The 18,170-nt window shown below is 69.1% G+C and carries 20 protein-coding genes; 10 read left to right on the forward strand and 10 right to left on the reverse strand.

The genetic code is table 11. The features are described from left to right. Nucleotides 1-163: 163 nt before the first annotated feature. From IE302_RS24960 to moaA, 4 genes are all read right to left on the reverse strand, one after another. Nucleotides 164-799: a transglycosylase family protein gene (locus tag IE302_RS24960; protein WP_191256869.1), complete on the reverse strand. Its 636-nt coding sequence runs from the start codon at nucleotides 797-799 to the stop codon at nucleotides 164-166. A 454-nt stretch (nucleotides 800-1,253) separates the two neighbouring features. Further along, nucleotides 1,254-2,105 carry a phosphatidylinositol-specific phospholipase C/glycerophosphodiester phosphodiesterase family protein gene (locus IE302_RS24965; protein ID WP_191256870.1) on the reverse strand — a complete coding sequence of 284 codons (852 nt, stop codon included), beginning with the start codon at nucleotides 2,103-2,105 and terminating at the stop codon, nucleotides 1,254-1,256. A gap of 45 nt (nucleotides 2,106-2,150) precedes the next feature. Beyond that, nucleotides 2,151-2,405 carry a MoaD/ThiS family protein gene (locus IE302_RS24970; protein WP_191256871.1) on the reverse strand — a complete coding sequence of 85 codons (255 nt, stop codon included), beginning with the start codon at nucleotides 2,403-2,405 and terminating at the stop codon, nucleotides 2,151-2,153. 1 nt (nucleotide 2,406) lies between these two features. Then, a complete protein-coding gene (gene moaA / locus IE302_RS24975) occupies nucleotides 2,407-3,471 on the reverse strand; it encodes a GTP 3',8-cyclase MoaA (RefSeq protein WP_191256872.1) in 1,065 nt (354 codons plus the stop codon). Between the two features lie 141 nt (nucleotides 3,472-3,612). Here moaA and IE302_RS24980 point away from each other — a divergent pair, with 141 nt between their 5' ends. The 7 genes from IE302_RS24980 to IE302_RS25010 all read left to right on the forward strand — a co-directional run bounded on the left by IE302_RS24980 (nucleotide 3,613) and on the right by IE302_RS25010 (nucleotide 8,857). Next, entirely contained in the window at nucleotides 3,613-4,086 is a 474-nt protein-coding gene (locus tag IE302_RS24980) for a MarR family transcriptional regulator (RefSeq protein WP_191256873.1), read from the forward strand. Between the two features lie 33 nt (nucleotides 4,087-4,119). Beyond that, complete coding sequence (locus tag IE302_RS24985) at nucleotides 4,120-4,524, forward strand: TOBE domain-containing protein (protein ID WP_191256874.1); 405 nt, start codon at nucleotides 4,120-4,122, stop codon at nucleotides 4,522-4,524. Beyond that, nucleotides 4,521-5,282: a molybdate ABC transporter substrate-binding protein gene (gene modA, locus IE302_RS24990; protein ID WP_191256875.1), complete on the forward strand. Its 762-nt coding sequence runs from the start codon at nucleotides 4,521-4,523 to the stop codon at nucleotides 5,280-5,282. Before IE302_RS24985 ends, modA begins: the two co-directional genes overlap by 4 nt. Before the next feature lie 85 nt (nucleotides 5,283-5,367). Next, nucleotides 5,368-6,135, forward strand: a complete 768-nt coding sequence (locus IE302_RS24995) for an ABC transporter permease (protein WP_191256876.1) — start codon at nucleotides 5,368-5,370, stop codon at nucleotides 6,133-6,135. Next, nucleotides 6,132-7,199 (forward strand): sulfate/molybdate ABC transporter ATP-binding protein, encoded by a 1,068-nt coding sequence (locus IE302_RS25000; protein WP_191256877.1) that lies wholly within the window; start codon nucleotides 6,132-6,134, stop codon nucleotides 7,197-7,199. The genes IE302_RS24995 and IE302_RS25000 overlap by 4 nt, the downstream gene beginning before the upstream one ends. A gap of 10 nt (nucleotides 7,200-7,209) precedes the next feature. After that, the gene (locus tag IE302_RS25005; RefSeq protein WP_020631842.1) at nucleotides 7,210-8,004 is read left to right on the forward strand and encodes an HAD-IIA family hydrolase; all 795 of its coding nucleotides are present in this window, start codon (nucleotides 7,210-7,212) and stop codon (nucleotides 8,002-8,004) included. A gap of 37 nt (nucleotides 8,005-8,041) precedes the next feature. Further along, nucleotides 8,042-8,857: a metallophosphoesterase gene (locus IE302_RS25010; protein ID WP_191256878.1), complete on the forward strand. Its 816-nt coding sequence runs from the start codon at nucleotides 8,042-8,044 to the stop codon at nucleotides 8,855-8,857. Between the two features lie 99 nt (nucleotides 8,858-8,956). Here the strand turns inward: IE302_RS25010 and IE302_RS25015 are convergent, their stop codons facing one another. The 5 genes from IE302_RS25015 to IE302_RS25035 all read right to left on the reverse strand — a co-directional run bounded on the left by IE302_RS25015 (nucleotide 8,957) and on the right by IE302_RS25035 (nucleotide 13,403). After that, nucleotides 8,957-9,331 (reverse strand): YccF domain-containing protein, encoded by a 375-nt coding sequence (locus IE302_RS25015; RefSeq protein WP_191256879.1) that lies wholly within the window; start codon nucleotides 9,329-9,331, stop codon nucleotides 8,957-8,959. Beyond that, nucleotides 9,331-10,092: a PhzF family phenazine biosynthesis protein gene (locus IE302_RS25020; RefSeq protein WP_191256880.1), complete on the reverse strand. Its 762-nt coding sequence runs from the start codon at nucleotides 10,090-10,092 to the stop codon at nucleotides 9,331-9,333. Before IE302_RS25020 ends, IE302_RS25015 begins: the two co-directional genes overlap by 1 nt. Nucleotides 10,093-10,171: 79 nt before the next feature. Further along, on the reverse strand, nucleotides 10,172-10,519 hold the full coding sequence (locus tag IE302_RS25025; RefSeq protein ID WP_191256881.1) for a hypothetical protein: 348 nt from the start codon (nucleotides 10,517-10,519) through the stop codon (nucleotides 10,172-10,174). Next, a complete protein-coding gene (locus tag IE302_RS25030; protein WP_191256882.1) occupies nucleotides 10,516-11,868 on the reverse strand; it encodes a tetratricopeptide repeat protein in 1,353 nt (450 codons plus the stop codon). The genes IE302_RS25025 and IE302_RS25030 overlap by 4 nt, the downstream gene beginning before the upstream one ends. A gap of 74 nt (nucleotides 11,869-11,942) precedes the next feature. Further along, nucleotides 11,943-13,403 carry a DUF4331 domain-containing protein gene (locus IE302_RS25035; protein ID WP_191256883.1) on the reverse strand — a complete coding sequence of 487 codons (1,461 nt, stop codon included), beginning with the start codon at nucleotides 13,401-13,403 and terminating at the stop codon, nucleotides 11,943-11,945. A 197-nt stretch (nucleotides 13,404-13,600) separates the two neighbouring features. On the opposite strand from IE302_RS25035, the gene IE302_RS25040 reads away from it, so the two are divergent. The 3 genes from IE302_RS25040 (at nucleotide 13,601) to IE302_RS25050 (ending at nucleotide 17,129) form a co-directional block, all read left to right on the forward strand. Next, entirely contained in the window at nucleotides 13,601-15,259 is a 1,659-nt protein-coding gene (locus tag IE302_RS25040) for an AMP-binding protein (RefSeq protein WP_191256884.1), read from the forward strand. Between the two features lie 164 nt (nucleotides 15,260-15,423). Then, on the forward strand, nucleotides 15,424-15,804 hold the full coding sequence (locus IE302_RS25045) for a hypothetical protein (RefSeq protein WP_191256885.1): 381 nt from the start codon (nucleotides 15,424-15,426) through the stop codon (nucleotides 15,802-15,804). Nucleotides 15,805-15,980: 176 nt separating this feature from the next. Next, nucleotides 15,981-17,129, forward strand: a complete 1,149-nt coding sequence (locus IE302_RS25050) for a hypothetical protein (protein WP_191256886.1) — start codon at nucleotides 15,981-15,983, stop codon at nucleotides 17,127-17,129. Between the two features lie 57 nt (nucleotides 17,130-17,186). Here IE302_RS25050 and IE302_RS25055 read toward each other — a convergent pair whose 3' ends face one another. Beyond that, complete coding sequence (locus IE302_RS25055) at nucleotides 17,187-18,158, reverse strand: R2-like ligand-binding oxidase (RefSeq protein ID WP_191256887.1); 972 nt, start codon at nucleotides 18,156-18,158, stop codon at nucleotides 17,187-17,189. Between the last annotated feature and the right edge of the window lie 12 nt (nucleotides 18,159-18,170).

Genomic DNA, 18,170 nt, shown 5'->3' on the forward strand with positions numbered 1-18,170 from the left:
TCATAGCAAAATTTGCTATGAAAGGCCCCTTCATTGCACGCGGGAGCCCTCGAGACACGACAAAGCCCCACCGCCGGGGGAATGGCGCGGTGGGGCCTTGTCAGCCGTGACGTGGCCACGCGGGGAATCCCGCGGGCATCACGACTTACCGGTGCTCAAGAGCTCACTTGGTGGCGAGCTTCTGACCGACGACGATGAAGTCGGCGTTCGGCACGTATTCCTTGTTCAGCTCCTGCAGCTTCTGGAAGCCGCCCTGGACGTTGAACTTGGAGGCGATCTTGGACAGCGTGTCGCCGGCCACGACGGTGTAGTCACCCGCCGGGTTGGAGTTCGCGACATTGGCGGCCGGAGCCGGCGCCTGCTGCTGCTTCTGGACCGGAGCGGTCGACTTCTTCGGGGTCACCTTCTTGGTGGCCTTCGGGGCGGTCGACTTGGCCTTGGCGGGGCTGGCGGAGCCGCCCTTCTTGCCGCAGTGCGGCCACGCGCCGATGCCCTGGCCCTGGAGGACCCGCTCGGCGACGGCGATCTGCTGCTCGCGCGAGGCGTTGTGCGCGCTGCCGGTGCCACCGTAGGCACGCCAGGTGCTCTGCGAGAACTGCAGACCACCGTAGTAGCCGTTACCGGTGTTGGTGTTCCAGTTGCCGCTGCTCTCGCACTGCGCGATGGCGTCCCAGTTGGTCGCCGACGCGGGGGTCGCGGCGATCGCGAGGGGAGCGCCGACCGCGACGCCCGCAATGGCAACGCGAGCGATGTGACGGGTGGCGGCGGACATCTTGCGGTGCTTGCCTCGGTAAGACATGTGAGTAAATCTCGCTCCCTGCGCCTACGAGCCGGTGCTGAGGGAAGACCCGTGGGTCTGGCCGGCCGTTTCAGGCCGGCTGACTTCGCCTGACGCACGACGCGTCGGCTCGGTCCCCTCGTCCCTGTCCGGAAATGCTTTCGCTCGGGGTTGGGTCCGGGAATCCGTCGGACAGGGCTAGGCGCTACGGGTTCCCGGTGTTGCGCGGTCGGTCGGGGCCAACCGAAAAGCGACGGTACGTAACGAACGAGCCCAACGGAAATTATTCGAGCCGTGACCTACGTCACAGTAACAGCACGCAACCTCTGGCGATTCGACTGTTTGTGCAGGTCAGATGGCCGTTACCGGACCGTTTCCTGGCCGAGATAATTCACGGATCGTGAGGCTTGCATCACGTGGATTAAGGGATGACTGGCCCATTCGTGCGCCTTCGCGCGCGAATGGGCCGCGCACTTTAGCGAGCCCTCAAGAAGTTCGCCAGCCCTGACAGGTCATCCGTATTCAGGTGGTCGACTCCGGCGGCGGCCAGTACCTTCCAAAGCGCCTCACGCGCAGGTCCAGGCGCATCCGGCGTCGCCCAGAAACGGACCCGCTGGCCCGCCTTGTGCGCCCGTTCGACGATTTCGCGCAGCTTCGCGCGCTCGGCGGCCGGGAATTCACCGGCGCCGGTCCAGGTGAACAGTCCCGTCCACGAGTCGGAGACCAGCGGGGTCACCCGGCGGTCCGAGCCGATGCCGAGGTCGTTCTCGTCCTTGACGCGGCCGTCGTAGAAGGCGAGCCGGAACTTCTGCCCGAGCATCACGTCCTTGGGCCGCCCGCCGGAGATCACCGCGGTGACGGCCCGCTTCTGGACGTGCCCGAACGCGTACAGAGAGAAGAGGAAGGAGTAGCGCGGGTCGTACAGCCGCTTCTCCAGGGCCGCGTAGGTGCTGTTCGCGTCCCCCTTGACGTCGATCAGCAGCTGGAACTCCGCTCGCTGCCGGTAGACGCCCACGCCGTGGTTGGCGAGGACCCGCTTGCGCAGCGGCTCCAGGTAGAGCGACTCCAGGGTGCGGTCCGGCCGGGTGTCCGCGAGGTCGTGGGCGACCAGCAGCTGCCCGTCCACCAGGTAGATGTCGGCCTCGACACTGGTGAAGCCCTGGTCGAGCGCGTCCTGGAGCGGACGCGTGTGCTCGTAGTCGTTGTGGCTGTGCGCCTGCGGCAGCGGCCGGACACCGCGTTCGTGGGCGGAGGCCGGCGCGGTGGCCAGGCTCGTGGCGGCGACCGCGACGAGCAGCGCGGCGAGGATACGGCGGGGAGTGATCACTGGCGCATCCTCGGTGGCTTCGGCGTCCGGACGGTGAACTCCGGGTCAGCCTCCGGCGAACGGGGGCAGGACGTCCAGTTCGGACGCGTCGCTCAGGGGCTTGGTGAGATCCCGCACCGCGACGCCGTCCAAGAGATAGGAGACCGCGTCGAGCAGCTTCGCCAGCTTCTCCGGGTGGAGTTCGCGCAGGTGGGCGACGGCGTCGGCGACGCGGGCGCCGTCCGGCAGGGCCACCTTCTCCTCGTCGAGGCCCACGGCCGCGCGGGCCGAGGCGAAGTACCGCACCACGATGGTCACCATGTCAGCCGCCGATCGCGCTCATGGGCCGGATCGGCTGCGCGAAGCCGGCCTCGTTGATCTCGTGCCCGGCGAGCTTGCCCCACATGGTCGCCCGCCAGGCGTCCGCCACCTCTTCTTCGCGCGCGCCCGCGCGCACGAGGGCTCGCAGATCGGTCTCGTCGTTGCTGAACAGGCAGGAGCGCACCGCGCCGTCGGCCGTCAGCCTCGTCCGCTCGCAGGCGCCGCAGAACGGCCGCGTCACCGACGCGATCACGCCGACGTCGCCGGGGCCGCCGTCGACCAGCCAGCGTTCGGCGGGCGCCCCGCCCCGCGCGGCGGGGAACGGCGACAGCGAGAACTCCTCGCCGAGCATGCCGAGGATCTCCTCGGCGGTGATCATGTCGCGCCGGTTCCAGCCGTGCTGCGCGTCCAGCGGCATCTGCTCGATGAATCGCAGGTGGTAGCCCTCGGCGAGGCAGAACTTCAGCAGCGGCACGGCCTGGTCCTCGTTCAGCCCGCGCATCAGCACCGCGTTGACCTTCACCGGGTCCAGTCCGGCCTCACGCGCGGCGGCCATGCCCGCCAGTACGTGCGACAGCCTGTCGCGGCGCGTGATCGTCTCGAACAGCGCGCGGTCGACGGTGTCCAGTGACACGTTGATCCGGTCCAGCCCGGCGTCGGCGAGCGGTTTCGCGCGCTTCGCGAGCCCGATCCCGTTGGTGGTCATGGAAAGCCGCGGCCGCGGTTCGAGCGACGCGATCCGCTCGACGATCTTCTCCAGTCCCTGCCGCAGCAGCGGTTCGCCGCCGGTGAGCCGGATGTCGGTGATCCCGAGCCGTTCGACGGCGATCCGCAGCAGGAGCACGAGTTCGTCGTCGGTCAGCACGTCCGCGCTCGGCATCCACTCCAGCCCTTCGGCGGGCATGCAGTAGGTGCAGCGCAGATTGCACTTGTCGGTGAGCGACACCCGCAGGTCGGTCGCCACGCGGCCGAAGGTGTCGATCAGAGCGGGGTTGTCCGGCCTGGGCACGCTGGGGCGGCCGCGTGTACCGGGGACACGGGGAAACCCGAGATCGACTGCTGTCATTACCACCAGACTAACCCCGAAGCGGGCGAAAGCCGACTGTCCATCCATGCCCCCGCCGCCACCCTCAAAGGAGAAGCTTCGCTTCGCCTCGATATTCTGCCCCATTCGCAGCGAATCGGTTTCTTCCCGAAGGGTTTCCGGATGGTGAAATATCCGCTTTCGGCGGAGGAATTGGCCCGGTTCGCCCACCTCGGCAGGGAAAGCAGCACCTTGACCGTGCTCCGGCACGCCAGGATCGCCGAGCGGATGGGGCTGTCGGCCACCGATCACAAGGTGCTCGAACTGGCGGGCCAGACGCCGGGACCGTTGACAGCGGGCAGGATCGCCGAACTGACCGGGTTGTCGACAGGCGCTGTGACCGGCGTCATGGACAGGCTGGAGAAGGCGGGTCTCGCCCGCCGCGTCCGCGACACCGCCGACCGCCGGAAAGTCCTGATAGAGGTCGTTCCCGGTGCCATGGAGCGCCACGCGCCGCTGTTCGAATCCGCGTACACGAACATGAAGACGGTGCTTGAGGAGTTCTCTCCCGAGGAACGGAAAGTGCTCGAACGTTTCCAGAGCGCGGTGCTGGATGGCCTCCGGGACGAACTGCCCGGCAATTCCTCTCGTCCGTAGCTTTTCCGCATCTGCGGAAGTAACCTTCCGGTCATGCCGCAATTCCGGTTGTCTGAAGCCGCTCGTCTGCTCGGCGTCAGCGACGACACCGTCCGCCGCTGGGTCCGCGCCGGCCAGTTGACCGCGTTCGACGACTCGGCGGGCCGCAAGGTCGTCGACGGCGCCGAACTCGCCGCGTTCGCCAAGACGCAGGCCGAACAGCCCGAGGATCCTTCGAACGTCGGCCGCTCCGCGCGCAACCGGTTCGTCGGCCTGGTCACCGAGGTCGTCACGGACAAGGTGATGGCACAGGTCGAACTGCAATGCGGCCCGCATCGCGTGGTCTCCCTGATGAGCGCCGAAGCCGTCCGTGAACTCGGGCTGCGGCCCGGGGTGCTCGCGGTCGCCGTCGTCAAGGCGACCACCGTCGTGATCGAAACCCCGGAAGGAAGCCGATGAGGAGACTCGTCCCTGTCCTGTTCGCGCTGGCACTGGCCGCGACGGCCTGTGGTTCCGAGGAGCCCGCCGCCCGGCAGGCGGAGGCCAAGACGCTGACCGTGTTCGCCGCGGCGTCGCTGACCGAGTCCTTCGGCGCGCTGGGCAAGCAGTTCGAGGCGCAGCACGCCGGGGTGACGGTGAAGTTCAGCTTCGAGGGCTCCTCGGCCCTGGTCCAGAAGCTGACCCAGGGCGCGAAAGCGGACGTGTTCGCCTCCGCCGATCAGGCCAATATGGACAAAGCCACGAAGGGTGAGGTGATCGACGGGCAGTCTTCGGTGTTCGCCACCAACCGGCTCGCCATCGCCGTCGGCAAGGGCAACCCCAAGGGCATCAAGGGGCTGGCGGATCTCGCGAAGGACGGGCTGACCGTGGTCGTCTGCGCGCCGCAGGTGCCGTGCGGGTCGGCGACGAAGAAGGTCCAGCAGTCGTCCGGGGTCACGCTGAAGCCCGCGAGCGAGGAGCAGGACGTCAAGTCGGTGCTCGCGAAGGTGCAGACGGGCGACGCCGACGCCGGACTCGTCTATGTCACCGACGCGACGTCCGCGGCGGCGAAGGTGGACAAAGTGGACTTCCCCGAGTCGGCGGGCGCGATCAATGACTATCCGATCGCGGTGGTGAAGGACGCTCCCCAGGCGGCTCTGGCGAAGCAGTTCACCGACTTCATCCTCGGCGCCGAGGGCAAGAAGGAACTGGCGAAGGTCGGTTTTGGCGCGCCCTGATCCCGCATTTCGTCCTCTGGATGCGGTAGATGTACGCGCAAGTACCGCATCCAGAGGACTGAACGCGGGAGGCGGGGTCCCGTGGGTGCTCTGGCCGCCGGCGATCTGCGCGCTGGCGCTGGTGGTGCTGCCGGTCGTCGGCCTGCTGGCGCGTTCGGACCTGACCCGCTTCCCGAGCCTCATCACCTCGACGTCCTCGCTGAACGCGCTCAAGCTCTCCCTGATCACCGCGGGACTGTCCACTGTGGCCTGCGTGCTGCTCGGCGTCCCGCTCGCCGTGGTGCTCGCGCGGTCGGGGGCGCGCGGCGTCCGCGTGCTGCGCGCGGTGGTCCTGCTGCCGCTGGTCCTGCCGCCGGTGGTCGGCGGCCTGGCGTTGCTGTACCTGCTGGGCCGCAAGGGTTTCCTGGGTGTCCTGGTGACCGCCCTGACCGGCGAGCAGGTGCCGTTCACCACGGCCGCGGTGGTCATCGCGCAGACGTTCGTCGCGATGCCGTTCCTCGTGGTCAGCCTCGAAGGAGCCCTCCGTGGCGCCGGTGACCGGTACGAACGGGTCGCGTCGACACTGGGCGCGAAGCCGTGGACGGTGTTCCGCCGGGTCACGCTGCCGCTGCTGCTGCCCGCGCTCGGTTCGGGCATCGTGCTGAGCTTCGCGCGGGCGCTGGGCGAGTTCGGCGCGACGATCACCTTCGCCGGCAGTCTGGAAGGTGTCACCCGGACGCTGCCGCTGGAGGTCTACACCCAGGCCGAGGTCGACGTCGACAGCGCCGTGGCGCTCGCGTTGCTGCTCATCCTGGTCGCCGTCGCGGTGATCGCGCTGGCCCGGCCGCGCGCGCTCGAAGGAGTCCGCTCGTGACTCTCGATGCCGAGATCGTCCTCCGGCGCGGCGAGTTCACCCTGGACGTCGGGTTCGAAGTCCCCGACGGCGGCGTGCTCGCCCTGCTCGGGCCGAACGGTTCGGGGAAGTCCAGTGTGCTCGGTTGCCTGGCCGGTCTGCTCCGGCCCGATCGCGCGCGGATCACGTTGGCAGGCCGGGGCCTGGCGGGCCTGCCGCCGCACGCGCGCGGCATCGGCCTGCTGTCCCAGGACGCCCTGCTCTTCCCGCATCTGTCCGCTTTGGACAACGTCGCCTTCGCGCCGCGCTCGACCGGCGCCGGGCGTGCCGAGGCGAAGCGGCGTGCGCGCGAGTGGCTGACCGAAGTGGACGCGCTCGACCTGGCCGGACGGCGTCCCGCGCAGCTCTCCGGCGGGCAGGCGCAGCGGGTCGCGATCGCGCGGGCCCTGGCGGCCGAGCCGGGACTTCTGCTGCTCGACGAGCCCTTTGCCGCTCTCGACGTCGACGCGGCGCCCGCCATCCGCGGCCTGCTTCGCCGCGTCCTGCGGACCGGACCGCCGACCGTCCTGGTCACCCATGACCCGCTCGACGCGCTGGCGCTGGCCGATCACGTCGCCGTCCTCGACGGTGGCCGGATCGTCGAACGCGGGGAGACCCGCAAGGTCCTGTCCGCGCCGCGCACGGCGTTCACCGCGCGGATCGCCGGGCTGAACCTGGTGCCCGGAACCGCCGTCGAAGGCGGTTTGCGCACGTCAGGAGGGCTGTCGCTGGCCGGGATCCCGGCGGACGACGTCGCCGACGGCGAAGCGGCGGTCGCGGTGTTCCCGCCCAGCGCCGTCGCCGTGTACCTGAAGGACGGCGAGCACCGGGGAAGCCCGCGCAACACCGTCGAGGGATTCGTGGACGCGCTCGAACCCCACGGACCGGTGATCCGCGTCCGGTCCCGCGGCGACGGCTGGGCGGCGGGCCTCGCCGCCGACCTGACCCCCGCCGCGGTCGCCGAACTGGCGCTCGAACCCGGCACACCGGTCAATCTTTCGGTCAAGGCGGCCTCGGTGGCTGTTCACGCCGTCGCCGATCATTAGGGTGGGACCTATGAACGAGCGCCGTTGGACATACCTCAGCGACATGGATGGCGTGCTGGTGCAGGAGGAGCACCTCGTGCCCGGCGCGGACGAGTTCCTCAAGGAACTGCGCGCCAACGACATCGGCTTCCTGGTGCTGACCAACAACTCGATCTACACCCCGCGTGACCTGCGGGCGAGGCTTGAGCGGACCGGTCTCGACATCCCCGAGGAGGCCATCTGGACCTCCGCGCTGGCGACCGCGAAGTTCCTCGCGTCGCAGCGGCCGAACGGCTCGGCGTTCGTGATCGGCGAGGCCGGGCTCACCACCGCGCTGCACGAGGTCGGCTACGTGCTGACCGAACGCGACCCGGACTACGTCGTCCTCGGCGAGACGCGCACGTACAGCTTCAGCGCGATAACCCGCGCGATCAGGCTGATCGAGGGCGGCGCGAAGTTCATCGCCACCAACCCCGACGCCACCGGCCCGAGCATGGAGGGCTCCATGCCCGCCACCGGCTCGGTCGCCGCGCTGATCGAGAAGGCGACCGGCCGCTCGCCGTACTACGTCGGCAAGCCGAACCCGCTGATGATGCGCTCCGCGCTGCGGCGGCTCGGCGCGCATTCGGAGTCGACGCTGATGATCGGCGACCGGATGGACACCGACGTCCACTCGGGAATCGAGGCCGGATTGCAGACGATCCTGGTGCTGACCGGCATCTCCAGCCGGGAGAGCGCCGAGCACTACCCGTACCGGCCGACCAAGATCATCGACTCGATCGCCGATCTCGTCGGGCGGACCGGTGACCCGTTCGGCGAAGGCTGAACGACGCGGCGGCGGGCGGAGGGCTTATCGTCACAAGATGCACGACGATCAGCCCGCGCCCCCGACCTACGTGGTCGGTGACGTGCACGGACACCGGGACGAGCTGGCCGAGGCGCTCCGGGAGAAGGGGCTGCTCGACTCCGACGACGACTGGGCCGGTGGTGAAGCGACCCTCTGGTTCCTCGGCGACTTCGTCGACCGGGGCCCCGACGGCGTCGGCGTCATCGACCTGGTGATGCGGCTGGAACGCCAGGCCGCGGCGGCGGGCGGGCACTGCGGGACGCTGCTGGGCAACCACGAGATCCTGCTGCTCGGGATGTACCACTTCGGGGACACGGAGGTGCCGTCCGACTTCGGGCCGCGCAGCTTCGCCCGCAGCTGGGAGATCAACGGCGGGCTGCTCGCCGACCAGGACAGGCTCACCCCGCAGCACATCGAATGGCTGACGTCGCGCCCGATGCTGACCCTCGCCGCGGACCACCTGCTGATGCATTCGGACACGCTCGAGTACCTCGACTGGGGCGAGGACATCGACGGCATCAACGCGCGCGGCCGCGAGATCCTCGAAGGCAGCGACATCCAGGCCTGGTGGGACGTGTGGCGGCGGATGACCACGCGCTACGCCTTCCGCGGGCCGGACGGCGCCGACGTCGCGCAGCAGCTCATGGACCGGCTCGGCGGCGAGCGGATCGTGCACGGGCACAGCGTCATCGCCGACCAGCTCGGGATCCACCCCACGCAGATCGAGGGGCCGTACCTCTATGCGGGCGGGAAGGCGCTGGGGATCGACGGCGGGTTGTTCGTCGGCGGCCCCTGCCTCATCATCTCGCTGCCCTGGGAGCCCGAGGACTGAGCCTCACCCCTCCCCACCCCCCACGCGCAAGCGCAATGAAGGACGCTTTCATAGCAAATTTTGCTATGAAAGCGTCCTTCATTGCACGGCCGGAGCGTCTTACGGGAGTTCGACGATCTCCTTGCCCAGCGGCATCAGCGACACCGGGATCATCTTGAAGTTCGCCACGCCCAGCGGGATCCCGATGATCGTGATGCACAGCGCGACCCCGGTCAGCACGTGCCCGATCGCGAGCCACAGCCCGGCGAAGAGGAACCAGATGACGTTGCCGATCGTCGACGCGGCCCCGGCGTCGCGCCGGTCCACCACGGTGCGGCCGAACGGCCAGAGCGCGTAGGCCGCGATCCGGAACGACGCCAGCCCGAACGGGATGGTGACGATCAGGATGCAGCAGATGACGCCGGCGACGATGTAGCCGAGTGCCATCCACAGGCCGCACAGCACGAGCCAGATGACGTTCAGGATCAGGCGCATCAGACGTGCAACTCCCCACTGGCCACGGTGACCGCCTGCCCCGAGAGCAGGACGCGGTCACCTTCGAGACTCATGCGCACGATGCCACCGCGCGCCGAGGCCTGCTCGCCGACGAGCTCGTCCCGGCCGAGGCGAGCGGCCCAGTACGGCGCGAGGACGCAGTGCGCGGACCCGGTGACCGGGTCTTCGTCGATGCCGACGCCCGGCGCGAAGAACCGGGTGACGAAGTCGATCCCTTCGACGTCGCCCGGGGCGGTGACCATCAGCCGTCCGGTCCAGTGCGCGCGCAGCGCGGCCAGGTCCGGCGCGAGCGAGCGCACCACGGCGGCGTCGTCCACCACCGCGAACAGGTTCTGGAGGCTGCGCCCGACGTAGTCGAACCGAAGGCCCGGCAGGATCGACGACAGGTCGTCGTCCGACTCGCGGGGCGGATCCGACGGGAAGTCCATCGACACCCAGCTGTCCTCGGCCCGGCAGCGCAGCTCGCCGCTTCTCGTCGCGAAGGTCTGCTCGCCGCCCAGGACGTGCGTGGTCGCCAGCGTCGCGTGCCCGCACAGGTCGACCTCGGTCTCCGGCGTGAACCAGCGAAGCGACTTCGGGCCTTCGCCACCGACCTCGACGAAGGCCGTCTCGGCGTGCTTCAGCTCGGCGGCGACGGACTGCATCCAGCCCGCGTCGCCCGGGGAGTCCAGCAGCACGACGCCGGCGGAGTTACCGGCGAAGGCCTCGGAGGTGAAGGCATCGACGATGTAGAGGCGCATGTCTTCGACGATATCGGGCACGGCCGGACCCGGCCTCCGGGTTTCCCCCGAGGTGTCGCGGGTCTCCCCGCGCCGGAGGTCACGGGCGTTCGACTTTCGCCTCGTCCGCGCCCAGCCCGAGGTAGACGTCGATCCATTGCCGGTCGATCTCGGTGAGTTCGTTGCCGTCGCAATAGGGTTTGGCCCCGTTCGCGGTGTAGTAGCGGAGCAGGGCGAGTGTCTCGTCGGTGCGCCGGATGTTGTCGTCGGTGTAGCGGGGACCGGGTGCCCGCGGCTGGTGCTTCATGCAGGTCAGCTCGGTCACGACGCCGTTGGCGGTCTCGTCGTCGAATCGCGGGCCGGGGTCGGGGGACGAGCCGGAGCAGGCCGCGACGACGGCGCAGAAGAGCAGTGTGCCCAGTACGGTTGCGGTCGTACGCCCGCTCATCCGGCACCTCCCAGTTTCGCCAGCGTGGCGCGTGCCGTCCGGACGTCGGTCACGGAGAAGTTCGGGTTGATGCGCAGGGCTTCGCCGAGCGCCTTGACGGCTTCGGCGTTCCGGCCGAGCCTGGCGAGGATCATGCCGCGGTGGTAGGCGAACGTGGCGCTGCGCCAGCCGGTGCTCGCCGCGCGATCGGCGTAGGTCAGGGCCTCGGCGTCCCGTCCGTTGAGGTGCAGCGCCCAGGCCAGGGCGTCCGCGACGAACACGGGTTGCCTCCGGCCCCATTCCGCCTGCGCGTACCGGAGCGCCTGCACGGCGTCGCCGCGGTCCGCGGCGACCAGTGACGCTTCGAGGTCGACGTTCGCACCGGAGTCGACTTCGAGCCGTCGCTGCTCCTCGAAGAGTTCGTAATGGCGCGCGGCGGCGTCCGGCGCGCCCGCCGACGTCAGGAGGAGGGCGTACTCGCGCAGGTTCCCCACGTTCGGCTGGCGGTCCACGAGGTCCTGATACCCCGCGAGGGCTCGTCCGGTCTGCCCGCGTGCCGCCGCGACCTTGGCTTTTCCTTGCTGCAGCGAGGTATCCGTCGGCACCGCGCGCCCGCCCGCCTCGAAATGGCGCTCCGCGGTGTCGAGGTCCCCGTTCTCGAAGGCGAGCTCGCCGAGCAGGTTGCGGCAGAAGGCGACGTCGCCGGGATCGATGGCGTCCGCCAGCGCGCGATCGAGTGCGCGCCGGGCGTCGTCGACCCGGCCGTGGATCTCGAACTCGTAGGCGGCGCGGGTGAACGAGGAGACGCCCGGCTTGAGGTCGAGCATCCGCTGCAACGCGTCGGTGGCGGCCGCGGTGTCCCCGAGCTGGGTGTAGGCGTCGTTGAGCACGCCGTAGACCTCGGCGTTGTACGGAAGCGCGGCCTTGGCCTTCTCGCCCCAGTCGCGGGCGGCGGCGAAGTCGTGCCGCGCGTTGGCGAGCGCGCCCATGCCCGCGAGCGCGATCCCGTTGCCGTCCGCCTGCTGCGCCAAGGACTTCCGCAGCGCCTCCTCGGCCTTCGGGAAGTAGGCGGGGTCGGCCTTGACCCGCCCCATTTCGACATAGGCGGCGCCGAGTTCGGCCCAGGCCTGTGGATCCTGCCCGCCTTTCGCCAGCTTGGCTTCCGCCGTCCGGATCGCCCTGTCGAGGGTGCTCGCACCCCCTGGCGCTCCTTCCGAGACGGCCGCGGGCGGATCGGCCGGGACGAGCGCGACGGCCCCGACGGTGAGCAGGCTCGCGCTGAAGACCACCACGAGAACGGCCCGGCGAGGGGGCTTCCTGAAGCGAGGGCGGCTGGTGGCTGTCGTGCTTTCGGGGATGTCGCGTGACATCGGGTCGGCCTTCCGGAGGTCGGGGGTGCGGTGGCCGCCGCCGTCGCGACGGCGGCCACCTCGAGGGAGGGGAGTCAGCGGCTGGACGAGTTCACCGCTTTGGTGTTCGGCAGGGCGACGTACGGGAACTTCGCGCCGAACTGGACGTCGTTGCGGTCCACCCGGTCTCCCGCGGCGAGTGCCTTGACGATGCCGGTGACCGCGGCGCCTTCCAGCGCCTGGACGCTGATGTCGAGCGCGTCGTCGGCCAGCCTCCGGCCGTTCGGGAACCCTTGGAGGTCGCCGCCGAGGACGCCGAGCCGGTTCGGCTGCGCGGTGACGGGGATCGACGTGTTCAGCCGCAGCTGCTCCGACGGCGCGAACCGCGCCGGGTCGACGTCGGCGTTGTTGAGCTGCGAGTTGAGATCCAGGTTGATCTGATCACCGGATTTCTTGGTGATCCCGGTCAGGAAGATCTCGAACAGATCGTTTCGCGGCTTGGCGGGCGCGGGGATGCCGTAGATCCGCTGGACGAGGTCCGGCACCTCCGGGTTGAGCACCTTGTTCACCAGCGCGGGCACCGCCCGGTCCTGCTCCGGCAGGAGCGAGTTGAACCGGTCCTTCAGCCCGGCGGGCACGACGACCTCGTTCACCAGCGGGTTCCCCAGCCGCGAAACCTGGACGTCGGGGCCGAACGAGCGCTGCGCGCCGGGGGTGCGCAACGTGATCGAAGTGCGCTCGGTGTCACTCCAGACGCCGATGACGGGGTTCCGGGTCGGGCTGTTCGCGAGTGTCAGCGCGCTCTTGGGCACCTGCAACGCCAAGGTGTTCACGTTGAAGCCCGCCACCGTGTCCGTCCCGACCTCGGACAGATCCTTGCCGTAGAGCAGGTCGAAGATCCGCAGGTCGAGGAAGAACGGGTCGTCGGCCTGCCCGGCGAACGTCTGGCCGCCACCGGGGACCGCGGTGATCGCCTGGTTCCGGAGCGTGCCGTAGTTCGGCATCGACGCCGCGCCGACGTTCGACGGCGCGACCTTCCCGTTGGTGACCAGGTTCGTGGTCCGCCCGGTGTCCCGGTGGATCACCGAGAGCGTGTAGGTCTGCCGGAACAACAGGTCCTCGTCGTCCAGCGAGGTGACCGGATCGTCGTTGTAGAGGAAGGTGTCGTTCCCGCGCCGGTCTTCGGTGCGGAAGTCCCACCGGTAGGTCAGGTCCGCCTTCGCGTCCCCGTCGTTGTCGATGTTGATGTCGTGGTGGGCGTCGGTGGCCCACGGGTAGAAGTTCGGCCCGCCGTTGGGTTCCTCGAACGGGTACCAGTTCGCGATCAGCGTCACGGTGTCCGGCTTGTCCGGGCTGACGAACGCGTACACGTCGGTGTTGTCCGCGGGCGGGTCTTCCGAGATCAGCGGGGCTTCCCGGTGACTCGAAGCGAGCGCAGGACCGGACGCGAGCCCGGCGACGGTACCCGCCAGCACCGTGGCCGTGACCGCGATGACCGAGACGGCCGCTCTCCGCCGCGAGAAGTGACGACGGCGAGCGGGATGGGGTATAGCCATTTCCATTCCCTTTCCGAAAAGCGTGGCGGAAGATCCTCCGCCGGACGCCGGGTTCCGATGGTGCGCGCCGTCGTCAGTGGGGATGTTGTGGAAGTGTTGTGGCGGGGAGGCCGGTCGACGTCTCCACTTGCAGGTGGCCGCGGTCACGCCACATTCCTAGACTCGACGCGTCGCTACCGCCGAACGCAGGAGTCTCCATGCCCGACGCCCCCGCAGTACCGAGCTACGCATCGGGAATCTCGGACACCCCGCTGCTGGGGGACACCATCGGCGACAACTTCGATCGCACCGTCGCCGCCTTCGGCGACCGGGACGCGCTCGTCGACCGCGCGGCGGGAAAACGCTGGACCTACACCGAACTCGCCGCCGAGGTGAACGCGCTCGCGCTGGGCCTGCTGGACCTCGGGATCGCCAAGGGCGACCGGGTCGGCATCTGGTCGCCGAACCGCTGGGAGTGGACCTGCGTCCAGTACGCGACCGCGAAGATCGGCGCGATCCTGGTCAACATCAACCCGGCGTACCGCTCGCACGAACTCGAGTACGTGCTGAACCAGGCCGGGATCAAGCTCATCGTGGCCGCGTCGTCGTTCAAGACCTCGGATTACGCGGGCATGATCGCCGAAGCGGGCCCGAAGTGCCCCGGACTGGAACACGTCGTGCTGCTCGAAAGCGCCGAGTGGACGGCACTGCTGGAGAACGGACGTGCCGCCGACCCGGCGCGGCTCGCCGCTCGCCAGGGCGAGCTCTCGGCGGACGACGCGATCAACATCCAGTACACCTCCGGCACCACGGGCTTCCCCAAGGGCGCCACGCTCAGCCACCACAACATCCTCAACAACGGCTACTTCGTCGGCGAGCTCTGCAACTACACCGAAGCCGACAAGGTGTGCATCCCCGTGCCCTTCTACCACTGCTTCGGCATGGTGATGGGCAATCTCGCGGCGACGACGCACGGCGCGTGCATGGTCATCCCGGCGCCCGCGTTCGAGCCGAAGGCCACCCTCGAAGCCGTCGCGGCCGAGAAATGCACGTCCCTGTACGGGGTTCCGACGATGTTCATCGCCGAACTGGCCGACCCGGACTTCGGCTCGCACGACCTGTCCTCGCTGCGCACCGGGATCATGGCGGGCTCGCCCTGCCCGGTCGAGGTGATGAAGCAGGTCATCGACCGGATGGGCATGGCGGAGGTGTCGATCTGCTACGGCATGACCGAGACCTCACCGGTGTCCACGCAGACCCGCGCGGACGATTCGGTGGAGCGGCGGGTGTCGACGGTCGGGCGGGTCGGGCCGCAGCTGGAGGTCAAGGTCGTCGATCCGGAGACCGGGCTGACCGTGCCCCGCGGCGAGCCGGGCGAACTCTGCACCCGCGGCTACTCGGTGATGCTCGGCTACTGGGAGCAGGCCGACAAGACGGCCGAGGCGATCGACGCGGCGCGGTGGATGCACACCGGCGACCTCGCGATCATGGACGCGGACGGGTACGTCAACATCACCGGCCGGATCAAGGACATGGTCATCCGCGGCGGGGAGAACCTGTACCCGCGCGAGATCGAGGAGTTCCTCTACACCCACCCGGACATCCTCGACGCGCAGGTCATCGGCGTCCCGGACGAGAAGTACGGCGAGGAACTGATGGCGTGGGTGCGCATGCGCGAGGGCGCGGCGCCGCTGACGGCCGAAGCGGTGCGGGGGTTCTGCGAGGGGAAGCTCGCGCGCTACAAGATCCCGCGCTACGTCCACGTCGTCGAGGAGTTCCCGATGACGGTGACCGGCAAGGTGCGGAAGGTCGAGATGCGGGAGCGGTCGATCAGCATCCTCGGCCTGGAGGCGGCGGCCGCCACGAAGCACGCCTGACCGCGCCTTCGGAGGCCTGCCCGGGTCGGATGGGCCACTCGCGCGGTGTGATCGTTCACCGCTTTCGGACGCATGAGTTCCCGCGACGGCGGGCAGCCTGTGATCAGGACGGTGACAGCGTCCTGAACGAAAATCCCGTAACCGTAAGGAAAAGGGGAACTCACATGCGTACGATTCGCCGCACCTTGGTCGCTTCGGCACTGGCGCTGCCGCTGACGCTCGGAGCTGCCGGCATCGCCTCGGCGGACAGCTTCGGCAGCACCGAGGTCCAAGCCGGACCGGACGGCGCAGCGACGCACAGCGTGCAGTCCGACACCCATCGCGGGTCGAGTTCGTTCCACGAGCACTCGGCGGCCGCGGGGCCGGACGGGGCCGCGAACAGCAGCACCTCCGCCACCGCCGGCGAGAACGGCGGCAGCCAGTACCGGCAGCACAGCGGCTGGGCGGGCCAGGACGGTGCCGGATCCAGCGAGACCCACTCCAGCACCGACGGCGGCCATGACCAGGGCGTCCTGAGCGGCACCCTCGGCGCTATCGGGCTCTGACCGTAAGGGAGCCGAAGGGCCCTTTCACCGCATGCGATGCGGTGAAAGGGCCCTTCGCCGCGTTGGACGTGGGCATGGGCGCCTTCAGCCCAAGTTGACACTTCGAGGCAACCTGTCACAGTTGTCGCGCGTGTCCCCTTCGCGGTGGATCCGAACCGCCGCGAAGGGGAGAAGACATGTCACACAAGCTGAGCAGGCGAATTCTCGCTTTGGGTGTGTCGCTGGCGGTCCTGCCGCTGGTCGTGCCGGGAGTGGCGGCCGCGGATCCCGCGATCGCGCCGATCGACCTCGGAACGCTGCCGGGGGACCAGTACAGCGAGGTGAACGCGGTCAACGACGCCGGGGTCATGGTCGGCTCTTCGACGCCGCTCGAAGGTCAGATCAAGTACCACGCGGCGAAATGGGACGCGCAGGGCCGCATCTCCGCGCTACCGGGGCTGGGCGGGGAGCAGAGCAAGGCGACGGACGTCAACCGTGACGGGGTCGCGGTCGGCTGGGCCCACAAGGACGCCGCTTGGAACCAGGCCGCGGTCAAATGGTCGCCCGGCGGGGCCGTCACCGCGCTGCCCTACCTGCCCGGCGGGGATTACGCGATCGCGAACGCGATCACCGACGGCGGGGTGATCGTCGGGGCCGGGCGCGCGGCGGACGGGACGATGCACGCCGTCCGATGGAACCCGGACGGCAAGGTGGTGGATCTCGGCGGGCTGCCTTCCGGGGCTTACTCTTCCGCGGAATGGATCACCCCGGACGGCAGGACGATCGCCGGGACCGCGACCGACTCCGCCGGGAACAACCACGTCGTGCGCTGGGATCTCGCCGGGACGATCACCGACCTTTCCCCGGGCAACCCGAACAGCACCCCGGAGGACATGAACGACTTCGGCGTGATCGTCGGGAGCGCCGACGTGAACGGCGAGCCGAAGCCCGTGCGGTGGGAGCGCGACGGGCGGATGACCTCGCTCGACTGGCCGGAGCGGGACCCGGGCTGGGCGCGCGCGGTCAACAACGCCGGTGTCGCCGCCGGCGGCGGCTACCTGGTGTTCGGCACGACGAGCCCGGTGAAGTGGAACCGGGCGGGAACCCGGACGACGCTCTCGGCCGAGAGCGGACTGGGCAACGACATCGACCGCGCCGGGACCGTCGTGGGGCTGGAGAACGGCATCGCGGCCAAGTGGGACGCCGCCGGCACGCGAACGGTCCTCGGCGTCCTGCCGGGCGGCGACTACAGCACCGCCACCCACATCACCGCGAACGGGACGATCGTCGGCCTGTCCTACAACGAGAACAAGCGCTCGCACGCCGTCTACTGGCCCGCCAAGTAGGTCCGTGAAGGCCTCCTTCCCTACCTTCAAAGCAGGGAAGGAGGCCTTCACAGAACGTCAGGCCGCGGAGTTGGCGGCGACCTCCGCGATCGCCTTCGCGTCTTCCTCGCCGAAGGTCTCTTCGAGATTCTCCGGCGAATAGTCGAGGTCGATCTGCTCCACCGGCATCCCGCGCGCGGACTCGATCGCGCCGAGCCGCCGCTGCGCCCGGTCCGCCGCGTACTGGATGATCTCCTGCGGATCGTTGTCGAACGGGATCTCCTCGAACTGGTCCTGCACCCACTGGATCATGTCGAGCGCGTGCGGAAGCAGCTCGCCCATCCGCTGCTGCACCGCGTCCCACAGCGAGTCGTCCGCGGCGACGTGACGGCGGCAGGTGAAGGTGCCCCAGGCCATGTGACGGCGTTCGTCGTCGCCGATGCGGCGGATCAGTTCCTGCATGCCCGGCAGGATGTCGTGCTGCGTGCAGATCAGCTGCCACGTGTAGTACCCGGTCAGCGCGAGACTGCCTTCGATGACGTGGTTGTAGGTGACGCTCGCGCGGATCTGGTTGAGCGGACTGGGATCCGCTTCCAAAGCGCGCAACGACTGTGGCAGCTCCTCGTAGAAAAGCTTGCGGTAATGCGGATTCTCCGCGACGTAGGGATGCAGGTCCGTGGTCAGGCCGACGGCGTCCATCCAGCGGCGGAACACCTCGGTGTGCTTGGCCTCTTCGAAACAGAACTGCGTCAGGTACATCTCGTCGCCGAAGCGGCCGGTCGCGGACATCGCCCGCATGAACGGCTGGATGTCTTCGGTGACCGCCTCTTCGCCCGCGATGAACTGCGCCACGAGATACGTCGTCGACCGCTGCTGTTCCGGATTGAGGGTGTCCCAGCCCTCGCGTTCACGGGAGAAGTCGATGTCGGCGGGGTTCCAGAACTTCTTGTTGCCCTTGGCGAACAGCCGCAGCGGGAACGAGTCCCAGTTCAGCCCGCCCTCACGCAGCGAGGAGAACCCGGTCCGCAGCTCGGGAAGCGTATCGGTCATGACGTACCCTTC

This window comes from Amycolatopsis oliviviridis (genome assembly GCF_014654365.1).
GTDB lineage: Bacteria > Actinomycetota > Actinomycetes > Mycobacteriales > Pseudonocardiaceae > Amycolatopsis > Amycolatopsis oliviviridis.

What these genes read in the sequence shown, in the direction of transcription:
- IE302_RS24985 (WP_191256874.1), top strand. Translation starts at nt 4,120, where the DNA reads ATGCCGCAATTCCGGTTGTCTGAAGCCGCTCGTCTGCTCGGCGTCAGC.
- IE302_RS24980 (WP_191256873.1), top strand. Translation starts at nt 3,613, where the DNA reads ATGGTGAAATATCCGCTTTCGGCGGAGGAATTGGCCCGGTTCGCCCAC.
- IE302_RS25035 (WP_191256883.1), bottom strand. Translation starts at nt 13,403, where the DNA reads ATGGCTATACCCCATCCCGCTCGCCGTCGTCACTTCTCGCGGCGGAGA.
- modA (WP_191256875.1), top strand. Translation starts at nt 4,521, where the DNA reads ATGAGGAGACTCGTCCCTGTCCTGTTCGCGCTGGCACTGGCCGCGACG.
- moaA (WP_191256872.1), bottom strand. Translation starts at nt 3,471, where the DNA reads ATGACAGCAGTCGATCTCGGGTTTCCCCGTGTCCCCGGTACACGCGGC.
- IE302_RS25040 (WP_191256884.1), top strand. Translation starts at nt 13,601, where the DNA reads ATGCCCGACGCCCCCGCAGTACCGAGCTACGCATCGGGAATCTCGGAC.
- IE302_RS25010 (WP_191256878.1), top strand. Translation starts at nt 8,042, where the DNA reads ATGCACGACGATCAGCCCGCGCCCCCGACCTACGTGGTCGGTGACGTG.
- IE302_RS25045 (WP_191256885.1), top strand. Translation starts at nt 15,424, where the DNA reads ATGCGTACGATTCGCCGCACCTTGGTCGCTTCGGCACTGGCGCTGCCG.
- IE302_RS25020 (WP_191256880.1), bottom strand. Translation starts at nt 10,092, where the DNA reads ATGCGCCTCTACATCGTCGATGCCTTCACCTCCGAGGCCTTCGCCGGT.
- IE302_RS25050 (WP_191256886.1), top strand. Translation starts at nt 15,981, where the DNA reads ATGTCACACAAGCTGAGCAGGCGAATTCTCGCTTTGGGTGTGTCGCTG.
- IE302_RS25030 (WP_191256882.1), bottom strand. Translation starts at nt 11,868, where the DNA reads ATGTCACGCGACATCCCCGAAAGCACGACAGCCACCAGCCGCCCTCGC.
- IE302_RS25055 (WP_191256887.1), bottom strand. Translation starts at nt 18,158, where the DNA reads ATGACCGATACGCTTCCCGAGCTGCGGACCGGGTTCTCCTCGCTGCGT.
- IE302_RS24960 (WP_191256869.1), bottom strand. Translation starts at nt 799, where the DNA reads ATGTCTTACCGAGGCAAGCACCGCAAGATGTCCGCCGCCACCCGTCAC.
- IE302_RS24970 (WP_191256871.1), bottom strand. Translation starts at nt 2,405, where the DNA reads ATGGTGACCATCGTGGTGCGGTACTTCGCCTCGGCCCGCGCGGCCGTG.
- IE302_RS25015 (WP_191256879.1), bottom strand. Translation starts at nt 9,331, where the DNA reads ATGCGCCTGATCCTGAACGTCATCTGGCTCGTGCTGTGCGGCCTGTGG.
- IE302_RS25005 (WP_020631842.1), top strand. Translation starts at nt 7,210, where the DNA reads ATGAACGAGCGCCGTTGGACATACCTCAGCGACATGGATGGCGTGCTG.
- IE302_RS25025 (WP_191256881.1), bottom strand. Translation starts at nt 10,519, where the DNA reads ATGAGCGGGCGTACGACCGCAACCGTACTGGGCACACTGCTCTTCTGC.